Source organism: Nitrospira sp. (assembly GCA_029194675.1).
Lineage (GTDB): Bacteria > Nitrospirota > Nitrospiria > Nitrospirales > Nitrospiraceae > Nitrospira_D.
On record JARFXP010000007.1, the window covers coordinates 31,258 to 56,416 of the forward strand.

The 25,159-nt window shown below is 56.8% G+C and carries 20 protein-coding genes and 1 tRNA gene; 3 read left to right on the top strand and 18 right to left on the bottom strand.

Annotation, left to right across the window (positions count from 1 at the left end; genetic code table 11):
• Nucleotides 1–70: 70 nt before the first annotated feature.
• The 15 genes from P0120_22860 to P0120_22930 all read right to left on the bottom strand — a co-directional run bounded on the left by P0120_22860 (nucleotide 71) and on the right by P0120_22930 (nucleotide 10,609).
• Nucleotides 71–147: transfer RNA gene (locus P0120_22860), tRNA-Pro, on the bottom strand.
• A 74-nt stretch (nucleotides 148–221) separates the two neighbouring features.
• Entirely contained in the window at nucleotides 222–572 is a 351-nt protein-coding gene (locus tag P0120_22865) for a MerR family transcriptional regulator (GenBank protein ID MDF0677152.1), read from the bottom strand.
• Between the two features lie 197 nt (nucleotides 573–769).
• Nucleotides 770–1,045: an integration host factor subunit alpha gene (locus P0120_22870; GenBank protein MDF0677153.1), complete on the bottom strand. Its 276-nt coding sequence runs from the start codon at nucleotides 1,043–1,045 to the stop codon at nucleotides 770–772.
• 141 nt (nucleotides 1,046–1,186) lie between these two features.
• Nucleotides 1,187–2,836: a citramalate synthase gene (cimA, locus tag P0120_22875; GenBank protein ID MDF0677154.1), complete on the bottom strand. Its 1,650-nt coding sequence runs from the start codon at nucleotides 2,834–2,836 to the stop codon at nucleotides 1,187–1,189.
• A 606-nt stretch (nucleotides 2,837–3,442) separates the two neighbouring features.
• A complete protein-coding gene (locus tag P0120_22880; GenBank protein MDF0677155.1) occupies nucleotides 3,443–4,045 on the bottom strand; it encodes a hypothetical protein in 603 nt (200 codons plus the stop codon).
• An 83-nt stretch (nucleotides 4,046–4,128) separates the two neighbouring features.
• Entirely contained in the window at nucleotides 4,129–4,713 is a 585-nt protein-coding gene (locus P0120_22885) for a DUF3365 domain-containing protein (protein ID MDF0677156.1), read from the bottom strand.
• Nucleotides 4,714–5,015: 302 nt separating this feature from the next.
• Nucleotides 5,016–5,459 (bottom strand): CBS domain-containing protein, encoded by a 444-nt coding sequence (locus P0120_22890; GenBank protein MDF0677157.1) that lies wholly within the window; start codon nucleotides 5,457–5,459, stop codon nucleotides 5,016–5,018.
• A 376-nt stretch (nucleotides 5,460–5,835) separates the two neighbouring features.
• Nucleotides 5,836–6,372 (bottom strand): cytochrome c, encoded by a 537-nt coding sequence (locus P0120_22895; protein ID MDF0677158.1) that lies wholly within the window; start codon nucleotides 6,370–6,372, stop codon nucleotides 5,836–5,838.
• 33 nt (nucleotides 6,373–6,405) lie between these two features.
• A complete protein-coding gene (locus P0120_22900) occupies nucleotides 6,406–6,765 on the bottom strand; it encodes a DsrE family protein (GenBank protein MDF0677159.1) in 360 nt (119 codons plus the stop codon).
• Between the two features lie 29 nt (nucleotides 6,766–6,794).
• On the bottom strand, nucleotides 6,795–7,715 hold the full coding sequence (locus P0120_22905; protein MDF0677160.1) for a Dyp-type peroxidase: 921 nt from the start codon (nucleotides 7,713–7,715) through the stop codon (nucleotides 6,795–6,797).
• A gap of 138 nt (nucleotides 7,716–7,853) precedes the next feature.
• Entirely contained in the window at nucleotides 7,854–9,263 is a 1,410-nt protein-coding gene (locus P0120_22910; protein ID MDF0677161.1) for a c-type cytochrome, read from the bottom strand.
• A 56-nt stretch (nucleotides 9,264–9,319) separates the two neighbouring features.
• Nucleotides 9,320–9,739, bottom strand: coding sequence for an OsmC family protein (locus tag P0120_22915; protein ID MDF0677162.1), 420 nt, complete (start codon nucleotides 9,737–9,739; stop codon nucleotides 9,320–9,322).
• Nucleotides 9,736–9,906: a hypothetical protein gene (locus P0120_22920; GenBank protein ID MDF0677163.1), complete on the bottom strand. Its 171-nt coding sequence runs from the start codon at nucleotides 9,904–9,906 to the stop codon at nucleotides 9,736–9,738. The genes P0120_22915 and P0120_22920 overlap by 4 nt, the downstream gene beginning before the upstream one ends.
• Nucleotides 9,907–9,916: 10 nt before the next feature.
• Nucleotides 9,917–10,135 carry a DUF2892 domain-containing protein gene (locus P0120_22925; GenBank protein MDF0677164.1) on the bottom strand — a complete coding sequence of 73 codons (219 nt, stop codon included), beginning with the start codon at nucleotides 10,133–10,135 and terminating at the stop codon, nucleotides 9,917–9,919.
• An 84-nt stretch (nucleotides 10,136–10,219) separates the two neighbouring features.
• Nucleotides 10,220–10,609, bottom strand: coding sequence for a cytochrome c (locus P0120_22930; protein ID MDF0677165.1), 390 nt, complete (start codon nucleotides 10,607–10,609; stop codon nucleotides 10,220–10,222).
• A 291-nt stretch (nucleotides 10,610–10,900) separates the two neighbouring features.
• Between P0120_22930 and P0120_22935 the strand changes: the two genes are divergently transcribed.
• From P0120_22935 to P0120_22945, 3 genes are all read left to right on the top strand, one after another.
• Complete coding sequence (locus P0120_22935) at nucleotides 10,901–12,175, top strand: ISNCY family transposase (protein ID MDF0677166.1); 1,275 nt, start codon at nucleotides 10,901–10,903, stop codon at nucleotides 12,173–12,175.
• A gap of 316 nt (nucleotides 12,176–12,491) precedes the next feature.
• Entirely contained in the window at nucleotides 12,492–21,740 is a 9,249-nt protein-coding gene (locus P0120_22940; GenBank protein ID MDF0677167.1) for an amino acid adenylation domain-containing protein, read from the top strand.
• A gap of 15 nt (nucleotides 21,741–21,755) precedes the next feature.
• The gene (locus tag P0120_22945; protein ID MDF0677168.1) at nucleotides 21,756–22,562 is read left to right on the top strand and encodes a 4'-phosphopantetheinyl transferase superfamily protein; all 807 of its coding nucleotides are present in this window, start codon (nucleotides 21,756–21,758) and stop codon (nucleotides 22,560–22,562) included.
• An 8-nt stretch (nucleotides 22,563–22,570) separates the two neighbouring features.
• Here the strand turns inward: P0120_22945 and P0120_22950 are convergent, their stop codons facing one another.
• The 3 genes from P0120_22950 to P0120_22960 all read right to left on the bottom strand — a co-directional run bounded on the left by P0120_22950 (nucleotide 22,571) and on the right by P0120_22960 (nucleotide 25,077).
• Nucleotides 22,571–23,203: an ABC-type transport auxiliary lipoprotein family protein gene (locus P0120_22950; GenBank protein MDF0677169.1), complete on the bottom strand. Its 633-nt coding sequence runs from the start codon at nucleotides 23,201–23,203 to the stop codon at nucleotides 22,571–22,573.
• Between the two features lie 26 nt (nucleotides 23,204–23,229).
• Entirely contained in the window at nucleotides 23,230–24,192 is a 963-nt protein-coding gene (locus P0120_22955; protein ID MDF0677170.1) for an MlaD family protein, read from the bottom strand.
• 75 nt (nucleotides 24,193–24,267) lie between these two features.
• Entirely contained in the window at nucleotides 24,268–25,077 is an 810-nt protein-coding gene (locus P0120_22960) for an ATP-binding cassette domain-containing protein (GenBank protein MDF0677171.1), read from the bottom strand.
• Nucleotides 25,078–25,159: the final 82 nt, after the last annotated feature.

Below are 25,159 nucleotides of genomic sequence, written 5' to 3' on the forward strand. Positions count from 1 at the left end.
CTGGATCAAGACCGAGTCGGTGGATACAGCCGCTCAGTTCTGAGCCCCCATCACTCAGCACTTTGGAGATTGGTCGGGGCGGCGGGATTTGAACCCACGACCACTCGCACCCCAAGCGAGTGCGCTACCGGGCTGCGCTACGCCCCGACACGGTCTTAACTCCGTAGGTACCCATCCTGGCAGATGAGTAGGCGACTGTCTTCGGTGAAACTGCCCTTCTCTCACAACGAATGAGCGTCGATAATCTTGAGAATCACTTGGAGATCCCCCCTCAACTTTTTGGCGACCTCCTTCGGGCGCAGCCGACGTGAAGCAGCCTGCCCACGACGTACCCAGTATCGCTTGACGCCCTCAAGGGTATGCCCCTCCTCATAGAGCATACGCTTGATTTCCAGAACGGTTTCGACATCCCGTTGAATATAGAGGCGTTGGTTCCCTCGACTCTTTTTGGGCTTCAAAAAAGTGAATTGAGTTTCCCAGAAACGAAGCACATACGCGGGAAGCTTCGTCAATCGACTCACTTCGCCGATTTTATAGAAAACCTTGCTCCCCAGCCTGGGTTCAGTTCCCATGACCGGCCTCACGGTACGCCTTGTCGTTTGTCGACGGAGCCGAGCTGGTTGTTGACCTGTCTGCTTTGTTTACGCAGGATGATCAAAAAGACCACCCGCAAGGCCGCAGCGAGCGACAAGCCGAGCCGTACAATGCGTCGTACGGTGAGGCTTTGAGCGATGCGAGAACGAAGCGGGCGGTTTTTTTCAGCATCCTGCTATGAATTGACGTATTTCTTGAATACCTGGCTCGGCCGAAACGTCACCACTCGACGGGGGGTAATGCCGATTTCTTCTCCAGTTCGAGGATTTCGTCCTTTACGGGCTCCCTTGCTGCGGACAACAAAATTTCCAAACCCCGCGATTTTGACCGATTCGCCCTTCTGCAAGACGGACTTCAGCAAATTCAGCACAAACTCAACGATATCAGCTGCTTCATTTTTTGAGATGCCGACTTGCTTGAAAATTTCGTCACCGATATCCGCCTTTCTCATGCCACCCCCATACGTGACCACTGCAACCCGCCGCGTTTCTGTCCGACCGGCTCCTCTCGCGATTCGATGAGTTTTGCTTAAGTTACGTGAGGTTATGAGACCTGTCAAGAATTAATTTGGTGAATGTTTATGAAAAATACTCTAGCCCTTGGCGAGAAGCTTGTACTCGATACTGTCTACGAGTGCCTGCCAGGTCGCTTCGATGATGTTTTCTGAAACCCCCACCGTCCCCCACTTATCTTTGTGGTCTCCGGATTCGATCAGGACACGTACTTTTGATTCGGTCCCCCGATTGGCCGCCAGCACACGCACCTTATAGTCAAGCAGCTTTACTTCTCGAAGCTGAGGGTAGAATTTTTCCAATGACTTACGCAGCGCATGGTCAAGCGCATTGACCGGTCCGGTCCCGACAGCCGCCGTATGTTCGATAGCCTCTCCCACCTTGACCATTACCGTCGCCTCAGAAAGAGGAGCTCCGTTCTCCTGCTTTTTTTCAACGATGACTCGGAATCCGAGCAATTGAAACGAAGGTTTGTGGCTCCCCATCGCCTTCCGCATCAACAGTTCGAACGATCCTTCTGCGCCTTCGAATTGATAGCCCTGGTTCTCACGGTCTTTCAGCGTATGTATCAGCTCGTCGACCTTGGAATGGTTCTTTGGAAGCTTGATGCCGTAGGCGTCAATCTTATCGAGCAGGCTGCTCCGTCCACCATAGTCCGAGATCAGCATCCGCTGTCGATTACCGACTTTGGTCGGATCGACATGCTCATAGGTCGCAGAATTCTTCAGCACCGCATGAATATGGACTCCGCCTTTGTGCGCAAACGCGGCATCGCCGACATAGGGTTGATGCTTGTTCGGCATCAGGTTTGCCACTTCGGTGACGAAGCCTGAAACAGCTTTCAGATGGCTCAAGCGATCGGCCAAAACAGGCCGCTTCATCTTCAACTCCAAATTGGGAATGATCGAACAAAGGTTCGCGTTCCCACATCGCTCACCAATCCCGTTGATCGTACCCTGCACCTGAACGATGCCGGTCTCGATCGCCACCAGGGAATTGGCCACCGCCATTTCGCAGTCGTTATGAGCGTGAATTCCGAGCGGAACCGGGCATTCGCGTTGAACCACTCGGCAAATCTCTCCGATCTCCCACGGCATCGTTCCACCGTTGGTGTCACACAGGATCACTCGCTCAGCTCCGGCCTCTACCGCTTTTCTGATGGTGGCGAGCGCATACTCGGGATTAGTCTTGTATCCGTCGAAGAAATGTTCCGCATCGTAGAACACCCGGCGTCCCTTCCCGTGGAGGTATGCGATGGAATCCGCGATCAACTCCAGATTCTTAGCCAGCGAGATCCCGAGGGCATCCGTTACATGGAAGGACCAGGTTTTTCCGAACAGAGTGATCGTCTTTGTTTCGGCACGGAGCAATGCCTGAAGATTGGGGTCCTTGCGGACAGCATTGCCGGCTTTTCTCGTAGAACCGAACGCGATGACCTCGGCATGTTGCAGCGGGATCGTCTTAATCATCCGGAAGAACTCAATGTCTTTCGGATTCGCTCCGGGCCAGCCGCCTTCAATAAAATGAACCCCAAGGCCATCCAACTTTTGCGCAATGAGCACTTTGTCTTCGGCTGAAAAACTGACATCCTCTGCCTGGGCGCCATCACGCAGCGTCGTATCGTAGATTTCCAACGACGCTGTCTGATCCGCAGACAGCTTTCCTTCAAGAACCGGCGGTTGCTCACTCGAAGCGCGGGAAGAGCCGGATGGTGAGGTGTTGCGAGCCATGGGAAGAAAGGGTATCAGGAGCGGGACTCTCCTGTCGAGACGTCAAGGTCCGGGCAATTCGCGGCAGCCTGAGTCGCTAGCGATCAGCCGGATTTCGCGACATACCTCCTCCTTCAAATCCCAAGGCATACGTGGTGCCGTGTCAGAGTGTAACCCCCAAAGTCTCTCGGGTAAAACCCTTGTCCCCTTATCCTCTCCGCTCCAGCCGATGGGATTTAAGAGAGCCAAACTTCCGATCCACCTATCTGTGCATCGGACTGAAGAGGATTCCCTGTTTGATCGGCAGATAGAGCTCCATGTCGGTCTTGGTGGCGATTTCACTGCTCGAAAGCTTATGGGAGGAACGATCAACTCCTTGATATCAAGCCCCAGCCCATCACCGGAGGTTCCGTGGCAACCGACACAGTGCTGTTGGTAAATTCTCTCTCCGTTCTTTTGATTTCCCGGGGAGTGTTGCGCCAGCGCGACGGATCCGGTCAAAGCGACTGCGACAAGACTCATCACAATACGTGAGTACCTACCCATCCCTCCGGTTAGATTGTTTCCAGGGCACCGTATCAACCGGCAATGCATGCGCAATCGAGAACGGACATCGGCGCGCGATTGTCAGTGTTGATGTTGCTCCCCTCCGCCGGATCCTCCACTCCCATGATCGCTACCACCCTGCCCCTGCCCGCTACCTCCCATGCCCCCACGACCCATGCCACCCATCCCACCGCGACCCATTCCGCCTCCGTGCCGCGTTTCGCTCTTCATTTGTTCGTGATGGGCACTGTCCTTCTCTCGTTGGTCAGGAGTCAATAGTGCCATGGCGCTGCGCTTACTTTTGATCGCCTCGAATAGACAGGCCCCTTCCGCTTGTTTTAGTTGCTCGACTTTCGCCTGAATCGCATTGAGGTCTGCCGGTTCATCTTCCGCCAGCGCATGGAGTTCAAGTCTTGCCACCTTGACATCGGCTTCCAACCGAGCTTCGGTTCGTCTGAAATCCAGTTGCAAGGCCTTGAGCTTGCCGATTTGTTCCGGCGTCAACCCAAACTCTTTGGCATGCTTCAGCAGATGTTTCAGATAGTGCCCGCCATGGTCATCTTGGTCTTCCTGATCATGACCACCGTGTGTCATCATCCCCCGGCCTTCGTCCGCAAGGCCCAGGAGTGCGGCCATCGCGATAATCACCGCCGCTCCCCTTAACCCAACAATCCACTTCGTCATGACCATTACCTCCCACCTTAGACAATCGGAAATCCTGGATCCCGCGTGCTGAGGGCCTGTTCCTACGACCCAACAGCCTCCGATCACTCGGATGCCGGGAGTGAAATCAGGACGCCGCCCAGCACGTCGTTGAGCTTATAGTCATGCTTCGCGCTACGAGGGTCGGCGTTGTGACAGGTCACACAGCTTGGCGAAACGGCTTGGTCTGCGTAGACGGCTTGGAAATATCGACCGCCTCCCTCCCTGACAAAGCCCTTGTATGGCTGATCGGGATGCGTCATAACCGCCTCGAGCGCTTTCTGTTCAAACTCGGTTCGCGGGCCGCTCTGCTTGTTGATCGGGTTGAGGCTGATCAACCGATAACGCACTTTGCTTCCCGTCAGCTCGGCCAAGCTCGATGACTCCTGAACGAATTGAGCCGGGAGAGGGAGTGCGCTTTCCAAACGCCATTTTTCCGACGATTTGATCGCACCTCTCTTCTGCATTCGCTCCACGACGTGGACTGTATAAAATGTCCTGTCGGCTGCCAGGACTGAATAAATATAGTCCGCCACCGTCTCCAATGGAACGCTGCCGGTCGATTCCTTGCCGGCGTTACCCATTCCCCAACTCCCGAGTACGCAGAGCGTAACGCTCAATCCTGCGATAAGACACTTCCTTGTTGACATGACACCCTCCCTTCGACCGAACTTCGTCCAGCTGGGAGACCGGCACAACAACATGATAAAAATGGCGAATCCTTCCCTCCCTCCCTTGTGGGACGGTGGAAATTGATTTCTTGACGATCATCCGCTGGCCTTGCAGTTCTTTCATCTCAAACGCCATAAGCTCCCACCCCGCATGACCGTACTCGTCAAGCGCGGCCTGGGTGCCTCGCCTGTCCGGCGGGACCTCGATCAGACGGTACTCAAACCGTGGTTGAGCCAGGGAGGGTTACGACACCACCAGATCTACGCGGGATCCTCTGTCCCTACACACCCCCATCTTCGATAGACACTCCAAGTCCGATCCAGGCCCTTAAGAGATCGTGACGGGTGATTGAGTACGCCACCTTCCCATTCTTCTTCACCGGCAAGCTTAAGAGTCGTTTGTCCTCCATGATTTTCACAGCTTCATCGACACTCGTCTCCTCGGTCACGGCGATGTGCTCCTTCACCATCACATCTTCGGCTGTTAAACGGTTGAGATCCTTTTTGGCTTCCAACGCCCGAAGAATGTCGAACTCGCTGATGAAGCCGATGAAGCTACCTCGTTCGTCGACGATCGGTGCGCCGGGGGTATGAGTGGCCAGGAGTTCAACGGCAACTCCCATCGCATTCTGATCACGACGAAAAACAAGCTCGTTCGTTGCACGTATCTGCCCGACGGTCTTGAACCCTCCCATAGGAACCCCTGGCCCGGTTAGCGTACTCATTGCGCCTCCTCCTGATTGATGGCTGATATAGCTGAATCCGTTGTTTTCACGTAAGCCTCCCTTTCCTCTATTGACTGAGAGCCTTCCCCCCCAACATTGGATTCAGAAAAGTTGAGTACGATCCTAATACCATCACCACGTTGCAAGACATGTGCGATAGGTATTGAGTGAAACTGCGGCTTGTGAGAGCTAAACCAAGCGGTGAGAGGCCGATGTGATGCAGGAATACCCAGGGCGATATTATCAGGTGGGGAAAAACGCGACAAAAGAGTGTGATGGGCCGATGGCTTCTGAACGCTTAGTCAATGCTTCCAATGACCTCGTAATCGACCCTCGGTCAGGTGATGCGTGCTTCGTTAAGAAACAGCAAAGGCTTTCACTCATCTATACCGTCTCTTCGGCCTTGATGTTCCCTGCCTTGCATCCCATCCATGCCCTCACTCGGTCCCATGCCCCCTCTATGACCCCTCATGCCTGGTCCATGTCTCCTGGAAAAGGTCCGTTCATACTGAATGAGGGCCCAGATCTCTTCATCGGATAAGACCGGCCCGAATCCGATCATGCCGGTGCCGAGCGAGCCATGTTTAATGACCCAGAAAAGTTCTCCTTCGGTGCGATGGCGCCAAAATCCGTGGTGCTGAAAATTGCGAGGAGCGGGATTCAGTTTGGCGCCCGCTGGTCCTTTGCCGTCTCCGTCCGCTCCATGACAGGTGAAGCACGTGCCCTTACCATGATACAGCGCTTTGCCCTGCTCAATTACCTCGGGCGAATTCGACAAGGGGCTTCTGAGAGCCCTTGCTTCAGCCAGCTTATCGGCAGGCACTCTCGGCTGCATCATGTGCCGCTCTGCTGAAGCGGCGGGGATCGCAAAGACAACCACGACGACCAATAACAGGAACCGGCTCGTCTTCATCACCCTGTTCCCCCATTCATTTCATTCCAGAAATCAGAACATCACGTTCCGATCGCGCTCGGCGACGGCTTTGATGTAATCCGGCATGCCTTTGATGGAAGCACCGGCCACCAGATCTCCTCCGCCAATTTGTCTGGCCACAGCACAGGCACCGCACACCCAGATCGACACACCAGACGCCTGGATAGCTGCGAGTAGTTCTTTCAACGGAGTCAGGTTCACACCGGTCACATGATCAGCGGCACCTTTCCGTCCCAACGTCACGGCTTCATTCCACAGCCACAGCACCACGTCATGTCCTTGTTCCTTGGCCGTTTTGGCGGCCATGAACGGCAAGGTCGCCATCGTGGGATCGTCGGTTCCTCGGCTGCCGGAAATGATGAAAGTCGCCATCGTCTAGTACTCCTTTCCTGTGTGGACTGTCATGGTTTGAGTGACGCTATCGTTTCCAGTGATGGCGCGAAGAATGTCGCGCCTGTGACAGCCCGGCTGAATTCCATTAATCGATCGTGCTTCCCATCGTGCGTCGTCCCCATCATGCGAGCCAGCATCAGGTCGAAAACGTTGAGAGACTTCGTGTAGGCGACGAAGTAAAGCCCCGCTTCACGGACGGTCCCCCAAGGATAACTTTGTCTCAGGATTTGCAGTTCCTCCCCGTCTCGCTCGATCACCACGCGGCTGATGTGAGCCGTGTCGGGTTTTCTCGATTTCGGCAGCTCGACGCTGTTCCGCTTCGTCCTTCCGATAATCCCTTCCTGCTCCTGGTCCCCCAACCGCCGCCACCGTTCGAGATCGTGAATATAGCGCTGGACCGCCACGTAGCTGCCGCAGGCGAAACGCCGATCCTCTGCTCCGATCAAGGCGGCGCCCGCCCTGGCCTTCCCTGTGGGGTTTTCTGTTCCGTCGATGAATCCAGTCAGGTCTCGTGAATCGCGATACCGGAATCCGTGTATCTCCTCGCTCACCGTCGCAACGTGCTGCAAACGTTGTGCGAGCTTCATTGCGAGATCGAGATTCAAGTCATGACGCCCGGAACGGATCTGCACCAGGAGATCTCCTCCGGTCGCAGGTGCTACGCGCCCATTTGCTTCAATGGCGCGGAACGGCCGAAGTCCGGCAGGACGGTTCTCCGGTGAGAGCCGATCCCAGAGGCCGGAACCGATACCAAACGCGCAGAAGAGCCCTGCCCTTTTCTCACGAATTGCGAGCGTCTTCGCTGTCGGGAGAATATCCCGTATTGCCTTGATCCATGCCGAGCGTTCGGCACCATGGCCGGTTGTAAACGTGAGAAAATAGGCATGAGGGCTTCCTGCTGCAAGGACGCCAGGTTGCGGTGTCGGCATCAGTCATTCCTTTCTACTCCGTCGTTCTTCAATCGTATCCGGCTGGACAAGCGGGATTCCCAATTCACGTGTGGGGCCAAGGCGGTCATCAAATCTTGCCTTTCCCATCCTAGCGACAGACAAGCCACGCTTCATGCGTTACTTCGCCAGCGAACGAATGTAGTGAATCAGCTGCCATACTTGTTCATCCGGCAGCAAGGCAAACGACATCATCCCTGTTCCAGGGGAACCATTCTTGATGATCCAGAACAGTTGACCATCGGGAATGTCTCGCATCATCGTCCCACAGGTAAAATTTCTTGGCGGCGGCACCAGGGCCGCGCCCATCAAGCCCTTGCCATCGCCTTGCTCGCCGTGACACATGACACAGGCGACGGGTGGCGCTGTCTTGAGAAACAACTCCTTGCCCGCTTGGATTGAACCAGCCGAGGATGAATGCGGATTTGTTTTGGAGAGGAAGTCTTCCGGCGCCTTGGCCGTCTTGCGCGGCTGCACACAGGCCGCGCCTTGAGCACCGCCACCCGCGGCGGCGACATCCGGTAGTCCCTTGAACGTCACCTTCAAATAGGCGATTACATCTGCTACCCCCTGCTGCCCGATGGTCAGCCCCCAGTACGGCATATTCGGCGATTTGCCGACAGCCGGACCACCATGGTTGATCACGGTATAGAGATATTCCATCGGAAGTTTTTCAAACGGCATGTTGGCGTGAATCGCCGGCTTCGGCTCCAAGCCCGACGCGGCAGGGCCGTCACCTTTGCCGGTCAGCCCGTGACACTGGGCGCAGTATTCCTTGTACAACACCTTGCCGCGCTCCGCGTCCGCCTTGCCGAACTCAGGACTCGTCCACGGCTCATAATATTGAAAGTCGGGCACTCCTTGGACCATCAGATAGCCGATCACGGCACGCAGTTGCGGTTCCGTCGCATCAGCCAGGAATTCACCGCTGTGCGGGACGAAGTCCTGTGGGTTCAGACCGAAGCGAAACAGCCAGTCCTTGTCATATCGCTGACCGGACTTCTGCAGAGCCGCGCTCTGTTGCCCCCCAATCAATTTACCGTTCTCCTCGATCGTGTGGCAGCCGAGGCAGGCATGGGCCTTATAGGCCGCCGCACCAAACTTGACGTCGAACTTCGTGACCTTTGAGAGATCAAATGCGCCGACCGTTACGCGCGGGTCTTTGTTGTGTTGGGCGAAGTAATCGGCGATTTCGTTCGCCTCAGATTCTGTCACCATGGGGTGCTTCGATGGAACGTCCGTCACATCCCACCGATAGCCTTTGGCATAGATCGGGGCTTCTTTTCCGGTGAGCCAACGAATAAGCCAAGACCGTTGATACTTGCTGCCAGCCCAGATCAAGTCAGGAGCTCGGAGATTGAACCGAGAGTCGGCTGTCCCTTCCAACCGGTGACATTGCACACAGGTTTGTTGGAGCGGATCCTTTGCGCGGGATTGATCACTCGCAAAGGAGGGGTCCTGAAATAGAGCCACTCCTGCCGTCAGAGTCACAGTGGCTGCAATCACTCTCCTGAATTCTTCCAGACCCATCTTCCTCTCCTTCGGTTGATGACGCCTTAATTTCACGCTGTGTCTTGTGTGTGCTCTCACGACCCGTTGGCTTTCTGATGTGTGGACGGATTCAACTTGATCTCGATGGTCGGCCTCACCGCGATTGATTGGTGCACAGTGCACCCATGCGCCACCTTCAACAGCCGCTCTCTTTGTTCCACCGTGATTCGATGGGGAAGGTGGATTCCGATATCGATACGACCGACACGATGCGGGCTTTCAGCCATCGCCCATTCGGCGTCGACGGTCAAGCCATCTCGTGAAATACCGTGCCGCCCGCAGAATTGCCCGACGAAGTACGCAACGCAACTAGCGACGGACCCGACAAAGAGTTCAACCGGACCCATTCCGGCACCCTGCCCCCCGTCCTCCACTGCCTGATCGGTGATGATTCGATGCTGGCCGCTCACAATGTCGTAGCGTGTCCCGCCGTGAAAAGTGGCCGTGAGTTTCATGTCGCTTCTGGCTCCGGAAGTGGGGCAAGCAACGCATCGACCGGCGATTCCGCGTTCCGACGACCAGCCGCCTCCTCATTCCCCGTCACACTTGGAGGTGGGACACAACTGATCGTCCCCAAGAACGTACTCACCAGCACGACGCCTACAATGACCGGTCGGTTCATAGACTGGACCTCATTTATTCACACCGGACGCCGGAGAACGGGTACTGATCTCGAACAACGTGAATAGGGGGCAATACCCCACCGCCCCAGTGAGCAGCAGTATGACCCCCACCGCAAGTGCTGCTCCTGCAACGGCGGTTGAAAACCCCGCAAAGAGGCCGATCATGATCGCCAGTAGTCCTGCTCCAATTCGAATTGGTCTCTCAATCCCTCCGACATTGCACGTCATCGCAACACCTCCTCCATAAATCTGAGCGCTGTTGATTTGTCTGTCACCGTGATATGAGACAACGCACGCACATTGGATTCACCTCTATGGTTGCCCACTAGACTCAACTCCGAGTGTGCGCACATAGGTCAAGACATCCCAAATCTCTTCGTCTGAGAGACTGTATTTCCACGCACCCATAGCAGTATTCGGTTTGCCATCATGAATGCGCCGGAACAACGTGCCGTCGAGTCGATTTTGGACAATAGCCGACGTGCGGTCGGCCGGAGGCGGAACGAGTTTGATTCCGAGCGCACCCTTGCCGTCGATTCCGTGGCAACGGATGCAAGTATTCACATAGATTTCTCGCCCAGTGACTGGATCACCTCCATTTGGGGAACCAGTAAGATCTTTCACTCCGATATTGCTCAATCCCAGCGCTGACAAACCGGCTAACGCTGCGCACAACACCACCCTTCGTCTACCAGCATGCATCTTTCATCCCCTCGATGACCTCCATCTTGCGATCACTGTGCCATTAACCGCCAATGTGCATGGTGATTTGTACCTTTATTTGTCAATTACTTCTGTCGTTTTATTGAAGTCGCGCGCGGAGGAGCAGGAGTGGATTGGCGAAAAACCCGCAGGGCCGCTTCGCCAATGATGCAGAATGCTACAGAGCTTGCCTCTTGAGCCACTGTAATCCCAAAATGATAATGTCCGGTTTCACCAAAGTAGAAATGTCCTCTTCGTTGATAGACTGCCCGTTCTTCAAAGGAGGACGGGATGGTGGGAGAGGACAGGGTGATGATGAGTGCCAAGGAGTTGCGGCGGATCCATGTGATTCGCCAGGTGCGGGACAAGCGGATCACACAACAGGAGGCGGGCACCATGTTGCGGCTGACGGAGCGTCAGATCCGGCGCCTTCTTGGGCGGGTAAAGGAGGAGGGCGACCAGGGACGTGTCCATCGGGGACGGGGGAAGCCGTCGAATCGGCGCATCGCGGAGCCGGTCAAGGCGAAGATGCTGCGGCTGTATGAGACACGCTATGGAGACTTTGGGCCGACGTTGGCGGCGGAGAAGTTGACGGAGCGGCACCGACTCGAGGTCAGCGACGAGACTCTGCGGCGCTGGTTGCGGGAGCGGGGGATTGATCATTTCGCACGCCGGAAGCGACCGCATCGCGCGTGGCGTGCGCGCAAGGCGCATGTCGGGGAACTGGTGCAACTGGATGGGTCCCATCATGATTGGTTGGAGGGGCGCGGCCCGTGGGGTGTCCTGATGGCCTACATCGACGATGCGAGCAGTCGCGTCTTTGCTCGGTTCTATGAGTACGAGGGCACGATCCCGGCGATGGACAGCTTCCAGCGCTACATTCGGCACCAGGGGATTCCGCTGGCCATCTATGCGGACAAGCATACGACCTACCAGTCGCCAGCTGAGCCCACGGTGGCGGAGCAGCTGGCCGGGGAGGCACCCCAGAGTCAGTTCGGACGGGCACTGGATGAGCTGGGGGTTGAGCTGATCGCGGCGCACTCCCCACAGGCCAAGGGGCGGGTGGAGCGGCTGTTTAAGACGTTCCAGGATCGACTGGTCAAGGAGTTGCGCCTCGCACGGATTGGGACCTTCGAGGCGGCGAACCGATTCCTGGAGGGCTATCTGCCGGTCTACAACCGCCGGTTCGCGGTGCGGCCGGCGCACGCAGTCAATCTGCATCGGCCGAAGCCGACGGCCCAGGTGCTGGAGCGAAGCCTGTGTATCAAGACATCCCGGTGTCTGCGGAAGGACTTCACCATTGCTCATGAAGGGCGGCTCTATCAGGTTCACGACAATCTCCGCGCCACTCGTGTGGTGGTCGAAGAACATGTGGATGGGACGATGCGGCTCACGCACCACGGACGGGCGCTCGCCTTTCACGCGATCGCGGCGCGACCTGTGTCGGCGGCAGCGGTCACGGCGGTGTCCCGATCGCAGCGCCCGATCAAACCGCCGGCGGATCATCCATGGCGCAAGCGATGGCGGCAGGAACGAGGACACCACCCGGCGGCGGCCGGAACATAAACCGGACATTTCTACTTTGGGAGAAAGCGGACATTTCTATTTGGGCTTGACATTGCCTCTTGAGCCACTTGAATTAGCGTTTAGTGGGTAGTACCTTGTCTTACTTCCACCGACCTCAAGGCGACGACGGATCCTACACAAGGAAAGGTGCCCTTCGATGGAGCATGAACCGTTCGGGACAAAATTCCTTTGTGGTTGGAAACCGGGAAATTCTTTGATTTTGTTATCAAGCGCACTACCCTAGTCATCGGTGAAGGGAGAGCCGGTAGCAGTTGAATAGAATTTTCCCCCAATAGAAGGCTCGGGGCTCGCTTACATGTCTAAACTTCCTCCTCGGGCTATCCAAAACCTCCTTGACCTTTTCGAATTTCGATGTCGGCAACAGCCGGAAGCGCTTGCCTATGCCCTTATTCGTGACAACCTCGAAATCGAGAGTCGGCTGACCTATGGTCAGCTTGAACGCAGAGTGCGTTCGCTTGCCGGCCATCTCGTGCGAGCGGTCCCACCAGGAACGAAAGTCCTTCTGCTCTATCCACAGGGACTCGATGCGGCATGCGCCTTTTGGGCATGTGCCTGTGCCGGTCTCGTGCCGGTTCCCACTCCGGCTCCTGATCCCGTCAGACAGAAACACAGCCTGCCGAGACTTCGCTCTATTATTGAGGATGCCCGGACATCGCTTGTGCTTACGACCGCTGGCATCCAGGCTCTATCTTCCGAGCCATCAATCGCGAAGGGAGCTGGTCAGATTAAATGGGTAGCGACTGATCAACCCTACGATCAGGCCGACTCGATTGAGTTGCCCTGCCCTCCCAGCACCGCTCTTGCCTATTTGCAATATACCTCAGGATCGACGGCCACTCCTCGTGGCGTCATGATCAGCCATGGGAACGTCCTTTCTCACTGCAGGGCCTTGAGTCTGGCCGGAGAAGTGTCGGGCAGCAGCCGATCACTCTGCTGGTTGCCGTATTTCCATGACTATGGGTTACTGCACGGAATCATCGCCCCATTTTATGCCGGTATTCCCGCCTATCTCATGTCGCCCGTCACGTTTCTCCGGAGGCCATTACGTTGGCTCGAAGCCGTGTCTCGATTTGCGATTACCCACAGCGGGGGACCGAATTTTTCCTATGAGGCTTGTCTCAGAGCTGTGCGGCAACAGGAAGAATGGCAGGCTGACTTGAGCAAGTGGATGGTCGCCAGTTGCGGCGCTGAACCGATCCATCCGGATACGGTTGAGCAGTTCATCAATACTTTTCATCCACGGGGCTTCCGGCGAACGGCATTTTCCCCTGGATATGGACTTGCTGAAGCTACGCTATTGGCCACGATGAAGCGGGCCGGGGCGGAACCGAGGTTCTTGCATGTTGAGGCCGACGCGTTGGCAGACTCGATCGTCAAAGAGTCTCCCGCATCGGGACAGGGAACTCGGACATTGGTCGGATGCGGGGAGCCCCTCGAAGAGACTCATGTACGGATTGTGAATCCTGCGACTCACCGCGAGTGTCCGCCAGGCCTTGTGGGAGAAGTGTGGCTGGCTGGAGCCGGGGTCGGCTCCGGATACTGGGACAAGCCGGAAGAAACCGCCGCCACATTTAAGGCCACAATCGCTGGGTCAGGAGAGGGTCCCTATTTACGGACCGGCGATCTGGGATTCCTCCAGCGTGGAGAGCTGTTCCTGACCGGACGCCTCAAAGATCTGATCATCGTGCGTGGACGGAACTATTATCCTCACGATCTGGAGTGGTCGGCCCAACAAGCGCATCCAGGTTTGCGACGAGGATATGGGGCGGCTTTCTCCATTGAGTGCAAGACCGGAGAGCTGGTGGTGCTGGTCCATGAGATCGAGAAGCAGGTGTCTGAATCCGACCTGACGGAAGTGGTGAGCTGCATTCGTCGTGCCCTAGCTGAAGAATATGAACTCGAAATCCACACGGTGCTGCTGATCAAGTCCGGCACGATCCCAAGAACCTCCAGCGGAAAAATTCAGCGGGGCGCCTGCAGAGCCGCCTTTGACGCTGGTCAACTCGCTATAGTCGCAGCAAGCACGCTGGACCAAGCTCAAGAGGCTGCAACCGATGGGGTACCGAGCGAGACTCCGCAAACTGCCATCGAGAAACGGCTGGCCGATATCTGGCAAGAGGTGCTGGGAGGGCCTCATCCGCATCGCCATGCGAACTTCTTTGCTCTCGGAGGCAATTCGCTCCTCGCGGCACAGGTTGTGGCGCGCATCCTCGATGTCTTCCACGTCGAACTCCCGCTCGGCGTGCTGTTCGAATGTCCGACATTGTCCTCCCTCGCCGCTCAGATCGGTCAACCGAGCACGAGTTCGAATGCCGCAGACTCGGCCGGGGAGAAGCATGGGTACACAAATGTCGACGGCGGAACAGGGATTCCACTCGTTCCGCTTCCTTCGGCATCCACAAGAGAAGGCAGAATTCCTCTCAGTCCCTCGCAGCAGCGACTGTGGTTCCTGGAGCAAGTTCGCCCTGGGAGCGCGATCAACCACATTTCCATGGAAGTGCGTATACGGGGGGCGGTCAACCCCGAGGTGTTGGAGCGGTCCGTGCAGGAAATCGCCCGTCGTCACGAGATTCTTCGAACTCGTTTCGGATCGGAGCGAGGGGAGGGATTCGCGGAAGTTTCCTCTGAGGCAATCGTCACGATCGGACGGCAAGATTTTCAAGCATTGGACCCTCCAGAGCAAGAGATTCAGGTGCGGCAATTCTTACGAGCGGAGAGGAGCCGCCCGTTTGACTTGCGACAGGGACCGCTATTCAGGATGACCCTGCTAACGCTTGAACCGGCTGTGCAGGTCCTGGCGCTGACATTCCACCGTCTGGTTGCTGATGGGTGGTCGCTTCGTATCTTCTGGAAGGAATTGGCCCTTCTTTGGAAGGCCGACGGTGATATTCAAAAGGCTCGCCTTCCCACATTGACCGTTCAGTATGCGGACTATGCCGATTGGCAGAGAGTCAGGCTTGATCACGGTCTTCGTGAGGTCCACCGAGCCTACTGGGTTCGGCAGTTGAGCGGCGCTCGTTCTCCCGCTGAACTACCGGTCGATCGTCAGAGGCCGCGGGTGCGCACGTTCGAGGGAGGCGTGCGATCACGATCGCTTTCTCCGAAACTTTCAGCCGGCCTCGACCTCTTCTGTCAGCATCAGAACGTCACGACGTTCATGGTGCTGTACGCCGTCTTTGCAATTTGGCTGCATCGCTACACACAAGAGTCGGATATCGTCATTGGATCGATCGTGGCCGGCAGGCGTCGGAGAGAGATCGAAGACGTGATGGGCTATTGCGTCAATACGGTGGCGCTGCGGGCCGAGCTGTCGGATGGGATGACAGGACAAGAATTGCTGAAACAGGTACGCCGGGTGGTGGTAGGTGCCTATGACCATCAGGACCTACCGTTTGAAGAGGTCATCGAGGCGCTGTCATTACAACGAGCGCGTCAACTGTCCCCGCTGTTTAACGTGATGATCGTGTGCGAAGACGATCCCTTATCCACGTTCACCGTCAGGGATCTTGAGGTCGCTCACCTCCCCTGGGAGCCGACTGCGTCGGAGTTCGACCTCGTGTTGATGGTGGTCAACAAGGTGGACGGCCTGGACTTGGCGTTGCTCCATGATTCTACGATTTTCGACGACTCGACGATCGACCGCATGTTGGAGCAGCTTGAGATCCTTCTTGAGGAATTTCTCACGAAACCTGAGGCTCCGCTTGACCGACTTTCATGGCTGACCGCCGATGAGAAACGGTACATTCAACTGACGTGGAACGAACCGCCTCATTCGGTCTCCGGTATCCATACGCTCATCGAGGCGCAGGTTGATCGGACTCCCCATGCGCCGGCTGTCACGTGCAGAGACCAGTCCATCAGCTACCAAGAGCTGAACCGACGAGCAAATCGAGTCGCTCGCGCGCTCCAGAAATTAGGGGTCGTTGCAGATCTCCCGGTGGGTCTCTGTGTCGAGCGCTCGGTGGACGCCCTCGTGGGGCTGTTGGGCATTCTCAAAGCCGGGGGCGGGTATGTTCCCCTGGATCCATCCTTCCCCAGTCACCGCCTCCAGCTCATACTGGAGGACGCCCAAGTTTCCATCGTGGTCACACAGGCGCACCTCCGTCACCATTTACAGAGCTATCGCGGCCAAATCTGTGACGTCGAAACCTTGTCGACGTCCACCGTGGGCGCAGCGGAGGGAGAGAACTTAACACTTTCCATTTCCCCGGATCAGCTCGCCTATATCATCTACACTTCGGGCTCGACGGGGCGGCCAAAGGGCGTGGCCGTGCCACACCGCAGTCTGGTGACCTCTCTTCATGCCAGACTTCAGTACTATCCGGAACCGGTTTCTCGGTCTTTACTGACCTTCTCTCTGGCCTTTGATGGGTCCGTGACGGGCATATTTTGGACGTTGCTGCAGGGCGGGGAACTGGTCATTCCATCCGAGACCGCCCATCGCGACCCAACGGAGCTGGCTGCGCTCATCGAGCATCATCGCATCTCGCACGTCGTGTGGGTCCCTTCGTTGTACCGTGCCGTGCTGGGTGAGGCGTTGAGTACTCAGCTGGAATCGCTCCTTGTCATCATTACCGCCGGAGAAAGCCTGCCCCTCGACCTTGTGCAACGACATTACCAGCTCCTGCCTCATGCCACGCTGTACAACGAATATGGACCGACGGAGACCACGGTCTGGTGTAGCGTGTATCAAACGACTCGTGAGGAAACAGGAGCCCGCGTACCGATCGGCAAACCCATCGACCATATGCAGCTCTATGTGCTGGATGGACGCCTGCAACCGATGCCTATCGACGTACCGGGAGAACTCTATATCTCGGGAGAGTGTCTGGCCCGCGGCTATGTCAACCAACCGCAGCTGACCCAGGAGCGGTTTCTTGCGAATCCCTTCGTGGCCGGCACCAGGCTCTATCGAACCGGTGACCTGGCTCGGTACCGAGCCGACGGCAATGTAGAGTTTCTTGGTCGGATGGACCAGCAGGTCAAACTGCGTGGCTACAGGATCGAACTGGGAGAGATTGAATATGTATTGAGCAACTTCCCGGGCGTGCATCAAGCGGCGGTGCTGCTTCGGCAAGATAAACCGGACCAGCACCGATTGGTCGCTTATGTCGCCGGCGAGTCGTCGATCAAAGAAGGGCTCGACCAGCTTCGCAGTTATCTCGCAGCTCGATTACCGCACTACATGGTGCCATCCGCCATTCTGTGGCTGGAAACGATGCCGCTCAGTGTCACCGGAAAGGTGAATCGACATGCTCTGCCCGTCCCGGAACATGCCACCGGTCTGGCGGCAGCCAGGATTGCTCCGAGAAACCAGGTCGAAGAATCCTTGGCTGAGCTGTGGAAATCCGTACTTCAAGTACCTGAGGCAGGCGTGCACGACCATTTCTTTGAACAAGGCGGCCACTCCCTGGTGGCTACTCAGCTCGTCTCCCGGATACGCGAGCTTTTTGAGGTCGATGTCTCCCTACCGGCGCTTTTTGAGCGACCCACCATCGCGGCATTGGCCGAAGAAATAGTACGGTTGCGCCAGAGGGAAAAGGCTTCCGTGATGCCGCCGATCGTTCCGGTGCCCAGAGATCAGCCGCTTCCCCTTTCTTATTCGCAGCAACGCATGTGGCTGATGTATCAGCTGGCTCCTGCGAGCACAGCGTATAACATGCCGTTTGCGTCGCGGCAGATGGGACGACTCAACAAAGCAGCCCTCCGGAGCACGATCGATGCCATCTGTAGCCGACATGAGGCATTTAGAACGACGTTCATGATGCGGGGTGATGGACCGGTCCAAGTGATCCACCCCTTTCGCCCTCCTCATTGGACTGAAGTGGATCTTCAGGAACTGCCCCTCGAACAGCGACGACAGCAGGCGGCTCGGCTTGTCGAACAGGAAGCGAACCAGCCGTTCGATCTCGAGAAGGGCCCGCTGGCACGGTTCCTCTTGATTGCGATCGAACCCGAGGACCATGTGTTGGTGCTCACGATGCATCATATCATCGGAGACCAGTGGTCGTTCGGGGTCATCGGTTATGAGTTCGCATTCTTCTACAACGCGTTTTGCCGAGAGGAAATTCCTTTCGCCAAACCGATCCCCCTTCAGTATGCCGACTACGCGGTGTGGCAGCGAGGTTGCCTGACCGACGACCGGCTCGGCACACAATCGGATTCTTGGCAGAAGAAGCTGGCCGGGCTTTCCAAGCTTTCGTTGCCGACCGATTATCCACGGCCGGTGATGCAAACATTCAATGGTTCACATCGCATGCTGGAGTTGCCCACCTCGTTGATCGAGCGACTGAAGCAGTTCAGCGCTGAGCACAATGCGACGGTGTTCATGACCCTGTTGGCCTGTTTCCAGATTCTCTTGAGTCGCTATTCCGGCCAAACCGATGTGGCCGTAGGCTCTCCGATCGCGAACCGGACTCAATCCGCGGTCGAGTCGATCATCGGCTCGTTCGTCAATACACTCGTCTTGCGTACCGATCTCTCCGGCGATCCGACGTTCATCGAGTTGATGGTGCGGGTGCGTGATACGGCGTTGGAGGCCTATGCGAATCAGGACTTCCCGTTCGATAAGTTGGTCGAGACGATGCACTCCGCTCGCGACCACAGCTCCGCCCCGCTGGTGCAGGTGCTCTTCAATGTACCCAATGCTCCCATAGGGGAAATCAACGTTCAAGGGTTGAGTTGGGTGCCGTTCGAGGTGGAGACGCAAGCCGCGCAATTCGACTTAAGTTTGACGATCGAGACGGAGTTCTCCCGAAAAGCCTACTTGACGTTCAATACCGATCTCTTCGAGCCTCAGACCGCCGAACGGATGTTGGGACAGTATAAGACTCTGCTCCAGAGCGCATTGGCGAATCCGCAGAGCAAGCTGTCCGAGCTTCCGACCCTGACGGCGCCTGAGTACCGACAGATGTTGCAGGATTGGAATCACACGCAAAGAGATTACCCCCAATCTGAATGTTTTCCCCAGTTGTTTGAAGCACAAGTCGAAAGGACGCCTGACGCCGCGGCATTGTCGATGGGACGAGAGACGCTGCGGTACAGCGAGCTCAATGCCCGGGCGAATCAGCTGGCACGCTATCTCCAAACGCTGGGCGCTAAGCCTGGTGTGACGGTGGGTATCGGGCTTGAACGATCCTTGGAGATGGTCATTGCGCTGATGGCCGTGCTCAAAACCGGCGCCGCCTACGTGCCTCTTGACCCCGACTATCCAGGGGATCGACTTCGGTATATGTCAGAGAACGCCTCGCTCATCATCGTCCTTACCTCCGAATCGCTGGCCGATCGGTTTGATGCTCAAGTCTGCAGCATGCTGTGTCTTGATTGCGAGGAGGAGAGTATCGCGCAGGAGGCTGACCACAATCTTGGCCCGATCGCGACGCCCCAAGACCCGGCGTACATCCTGTATACATCGGGTTCGACGGGACAGCCTAAAGGCGTGGAAATTCCACACCGAGCCTTGGTGAACTTCTTGTGTTCGATACGACAGGAGCCGGGATGTTCCGCTCAAGATGTCATGCTTTCCGTCACGACGCTCTCTTTCGATATCGCCGGGTTGGAGTTGTATGTGCCGTTACTGGTCGGAGCCCGCGTCGAGATCGCCGGTCGCGCTGTTGCAATGGACGGACGACAATTACGGGTCCTCTGTGAAGCCGTTCAGCCGACGATCATGCAAGCGACTCCTGCCACATGGCGAATGTTGATCGCGGCGGGATGGCAGGGCAGTAACAGATTGACGGTACTCTGCGGTGGGGAACCCCTTCCGCTCGATCTTGCGGCGCTATTGTTGGATCGGAGCGTCGCCCTGTGGAATATGTATGGCCCGACCGAAACTACGATTTGGTCCACGATCGAGAGAATCGAACGGAGTGATCGGGAAATCACTATCGGAAGACCAATTGCCAATACAGAAGTGTACATCCTGGATCAATGCCTTCAACCGGTTCCCGTCGGAGTTTCCGGTGAGCTCTATATCGGAGGCCAGGGGTTGGCCCGAGGCTATCACGGGCGGCCTGATTTGACGCAGGAGCGGTTCATCCCTCATCCATTTTCTCAAGAGCCGGCGAGATTGTATCGAACGGGAGACTTGGCACGGTATCGCCCGGATGGACGCATCGTGCACCTCGGGCGCTTGGATCACCAAGTCAAGATCAGAGGGTTCCGAATCGAATTGGGGGAGATCGAAGCGGCGCTAAGCCGCCATCGAGCTGTCCGTCAGGCAGTGGTCACGGCACGGGAGGATCAGCAAGGTACCAGGCAGTTAGTAGCTTACGTGGTCTGCCAGGATGGCCCTGCTCCAAGCCAGCCGGAACTTCGCGAGTTTCTACGATCCGAGATTCCTGAGTATATGGTCCCCTCACTCTTCATCTTTCTGAAGGCCATGCCCTTGACGGCCAATAACAAGATCGACAGGAAAGCACTACCGGCTCCAGACTCCACTCTCGCGAGTAGCGCTGTTTATGTTGCACCATGCGATCGCATGGATATACAAATGGCGGTCTTGTGGCAACAGGTGTTCGGGATCGACAAGGTCGGGATTCACGACAACTTTTTCGATCTCGGCGGCCACTCGCTGAGAGCGGCTCAGCTGTTTTATCTCATTGAGCAGGTATACGGCCGCCATCTTCCGCTTTCCACGCTGTTTCACGCGCCGACTATCGCCGGTCTCACGTCGTTTCTTACGCAGGAGCACTGGACACCCCCATGGCAGTCACTGGTGGCAATGCAGCCGAACGGGTCGGCCATCCCTATTTTCTTGGTTCCTGGAGTAATGGGCAATGTGTTGTGGCTCGCTCAGTTGGGGAGGCTTCTAGGCCAAACTCACCCGGTGTACGGCTTACAAGCGCGAGGATTGGATGGGAACGAGGCACCATTCGGCTCGGTCCAGGAGATGGCAAAGCAGTACATCACTGAGATCCGCACATGCCTCCCTCAGGGACCATACGTCATCATTGGGGCCTGTACCGGTGGGCTGATTGCCTATGAGATGGCCCAACAATTGGCGGAGCAGGACACAGAGGTCATCCTCGGTATCGTCAATAGCTGGCATCCGAGTTCGTATCACCGGCACTATGATGTCGATCGCCCAAACAGGCTCGCATTGCCGTTTGGAATTCTCTCGAAGACCTTGAGCACCGTCGGCGAGCTCTCGCGTATGCCCATGAGAGAGGAGCTGTCGCTCATACGACGTAAATACCATTCGTTCTTGTCCATTCTCCACGGTCCTACTGGGAATGAGCTGAGACAACATCGGAGCAGACTCGTTCGGCAAGCCATGTTCCATGCGGCCGCCCGCTATACGATGCGTCCATATTCCGGACACATACTCAACATTGTGGCTTCGCAACGAATTGAAACGGGGGATACCAGATATGTTTGGAGAGAGCTGGCAGGGGGAGGATGCCAGACTGTTGATACCGCAGCCCTTCGAACGGCAGACCTGCTTGTTCCGCCATATGTCGAAGAAGTATCCTCCCATATTCGACGCTATATCGCCGAACGTTCTCAGAATACACCCGTCCGGTCGAACAATAGGGCTGCGTGACTTCGTCACCTTCCTTTGCCGAATAACGAAGGCGATGTCGGTGTTCACGGTAACAATGTGCTGATTTCGTTCCTGTCCATTGAGCGCCTCGCCGATACAATACCGCTCGATCCTACCCGTCTTGATGAGAATGCCGTTCATCTCTGGGGGATCGAACTCGACGGATCCCAACGCTGTTTGGAGCGATGCACGGGCTGGTTGGATGAGGTCGAGCGGCACCGAGCGGCCCGCCTAGTCCGGGAGGATCTCCGGCAGCGCTACGTGCTGGCTCACGGTGGACTCAGGGCAGTGCTGAGTCGGTACCTTGGAGTCGATCCGAATGTGATCGCGCTGAATCGCAGTGCAACAGGCAAACCCTTCCTGACGAAGGAACTACGAGATCGGTCGGCGATCACCTTCAATTTGTCCCATGCCCATGACCGCGCGCTCATTGCCGTCTCCAAAGCGCAGGAGGTGGGAGTCGATCTTGAGTTCGTTCGCGCGGATATCGAGGTTGAGAATCTATCCAAGCGCTTTTTTACTCGCTCTGAACATACGGCCGTCATGCAGGTTCCCGAGGAGCGGCGCGCCACGAGATTCTTCCGCTACTGGGTCGCCAAAGAGGCGCTGCTCAAGACACAAGGTATCGGCCTTCGGGGACTGCCTGACTGCGAGATCTTCCTTGAGGGAGACGCAGGCGACACAGAGGTTCGGGCCAGATTGGGTGCGCAGTTCTCGATTACGTTGCGGGTTCGTGTTCTCCATTGTGAAAATGGATGGGAAGCAGCGGTGGCTGCTCAAACGTTAGACTCGGTTCGACAGTGCGGTCCGGAAGAGCAGTAAACCCTCCATCAGCGACCGCATTCCGGCGAGCGCCGAACGCATTCTCCAAGCCATGAGTTGAGTTGATTGAGCAAACTTGCAACCGCTCGATTGGCAGCCTGCACACCCCCATAGGGATTCTCGCTCGTGGCATTCTCCACGACCTCAAAAGCCCGCGTACTCAAGATCGTCGCCCCTTTCAGGTCGACCAGCTGCGTTCGGACCACCACCCTCACACGACTGGGTTGTTGGAGAAATTCCTGCTGTAACAGAAATCCGTGCGTATCAAGACGATAGTCTCCGCGGACCGAGCTCGGTAGTGGAATCACGGCACGCCACGCATCATTCTGATTGAGCGCCTGAACCATCAACGGAGCGAACATGCGCACCGGTGTGTCGGCCCATTGATTCACCGCGTAGTACTCCAGTTCGTACGGCCGCTTGACATACACCATGCGCTGCGTTTCAAATCCGGGCTCGGCTTGAGGCTGACTCACGAGCAGCACAGGACCGTCAAGCTTGCCGGGCCGGGCCTCGCTGGGCCACCCATCAAGGCTCAATTGATAGGTATGGATATGCGAAGAATCCGTGCGAGGCGACAAGCAACCAGCCGTCAACGCCAGCAGCGCACAGGCAACATGTGCCAATCGATAGTTCATCATGTCATGACCGTACACACACCCTACCGTTATTCCCCCGGTCCGCGTGACGGGGCCTTTCGTCCAAACACCAGCGAGCTCGGCTCTCGCTCCAACTCCCGCGCCACACGGCTCAGTGTACCAGTGAGCTGCCGAAGCTCCGTCACCAACAAGCCGACCTCGGGCAGAGTCCGTCGGGTGAACTGTTGTAATTCGGGTCGGGCTTCATTGACGACCGCTCCAACGGCCTTGCTCGTACGAGCCAGGTCGTCCGTCGCCGTGCCCAGCGTCGCAATGCTCTTGTTGATGCCGACGAGCAAGGTCGGAACTTCCGCATTCAACGACGCCGTCAGCTTGACCAGATTGTCGGCGCTCCTGGCAGCACCGTTCAAGCTTTGCTCGATCTGAGTCTTGTGGGCCGCAATGGTCTGTGCCACATCCGAGAGATCCTTGATCGTTCGCTTCAGCGTGGCGCGATTGTCTTCATCCAGGACCTTCGCCGCCCCTCTTGCCGCCATACCAAGATCGACCAAGAGTTGAGCCAGGCCTTCTTCTGAAAGTAACCGAGAGACGGCTTCATCCAAACGGAAGAAGAGGGAGGGACCGGTGTTGATGACCGGATACGCCTGTCCCTCCTGGGCCTGCAACGAGGGAGCATCTCGGCTTCCTCCCGTCAAATTGATGGTGGCTAGACCGGTGAGCCCCTGCGTCTCGAGTACGGCGATCGTATCGGTCTTGATCGGCGTCCCATGCAGAATGTCCATGGTCAACAGAACTTCCTCTGGATTATTGGGATTCAAGACGATGGTCTTGATTCGACCCACGTCGACACCACGATATTTGACGGTGGAATTGACGCTCAATCCTGCGACCGACTCCTTCATATAGGCCTCGTACCGATCGTAAGAGCCACGGTAATCCGTCTTCCCTAGCCACAAAATCCCAACCAGGACAGCCGCGCCCAGAAACGCCACGAACGAGCCGACCAGAATATAGTTGACCTTGGGTTCCATCGTTTGTGCCTTCAGTCGCGCGAATCTCGCCGCTCGTATCTCATCAGATGAACGATTCTTCCATCAAGGGATGCTTCACGCGCGGCGCCCCTCGTGGTTCCAGGCCGCCTGTTCGCTCGCCGCCCTTCCGCGTGGACCTTGGAAGTATTCACGGATGACGGGGTCGTCCGATCGAGACAACTCCTGCATAGTGCCGATGCCTAACACCGTTCCACGACCGAGCACTGCCACACGATTGGCGATCCGCCACAATGAATCCAGGTCGTGTGTCACCATCACCACCGTCAGCCCTAAGAGACTCTTCAAGGAGAGGACGAGATCATCGAATCCTGCGGCGATGATCGGATCGAGCCCGGCCGTCGGCTCGTCGAGAAACAACAACTCCGGGTCCATGACGATCGCTCGGGCGAGCGCGGCCCTTCTCCGCATCCCTCCGCTGAGTTCGTTGGGATATTTCACGGCACTGTCCGGCGGTAATCCCACCATCGCAATTTTGGCGGCGACGATGTCGCGGATCAATCCGGCACTCAGCGTCGTATGCTCGCGCAAGGGCACGGCAACATTCTCCGCCAGGGTGAACGAACTGAACAGTGCGCCATGCTGGAACATCACACCGAACCGGCGATGGATGGGATGAACATCACACGCTTCCAATTGCCGGCTGTCTATTCCGAACAGCCGGATTGTTCCCGCCGACGGTGTGATCAGGCCGATGATTTCCCGCAACAACGTGGTCTTGCCGCACCCGTTGCCGCCCGCGATCGCGAAGATTTCGCCCCGACGAATAGACAAACTCACGTCCTCATGCACGACAGCCTGTCCAAACTTCGTCGAGACGTGCCTCACGTCGATCACCGATGCTTCGATGCTCGTGGCAGAGGGCATCAGGGACTACCTTTTAACCGACCAGACCGCTGAATGAGGTTAAGGGTTTAGCTTCAGCCTGAACGTCAACCTTCATACTGCT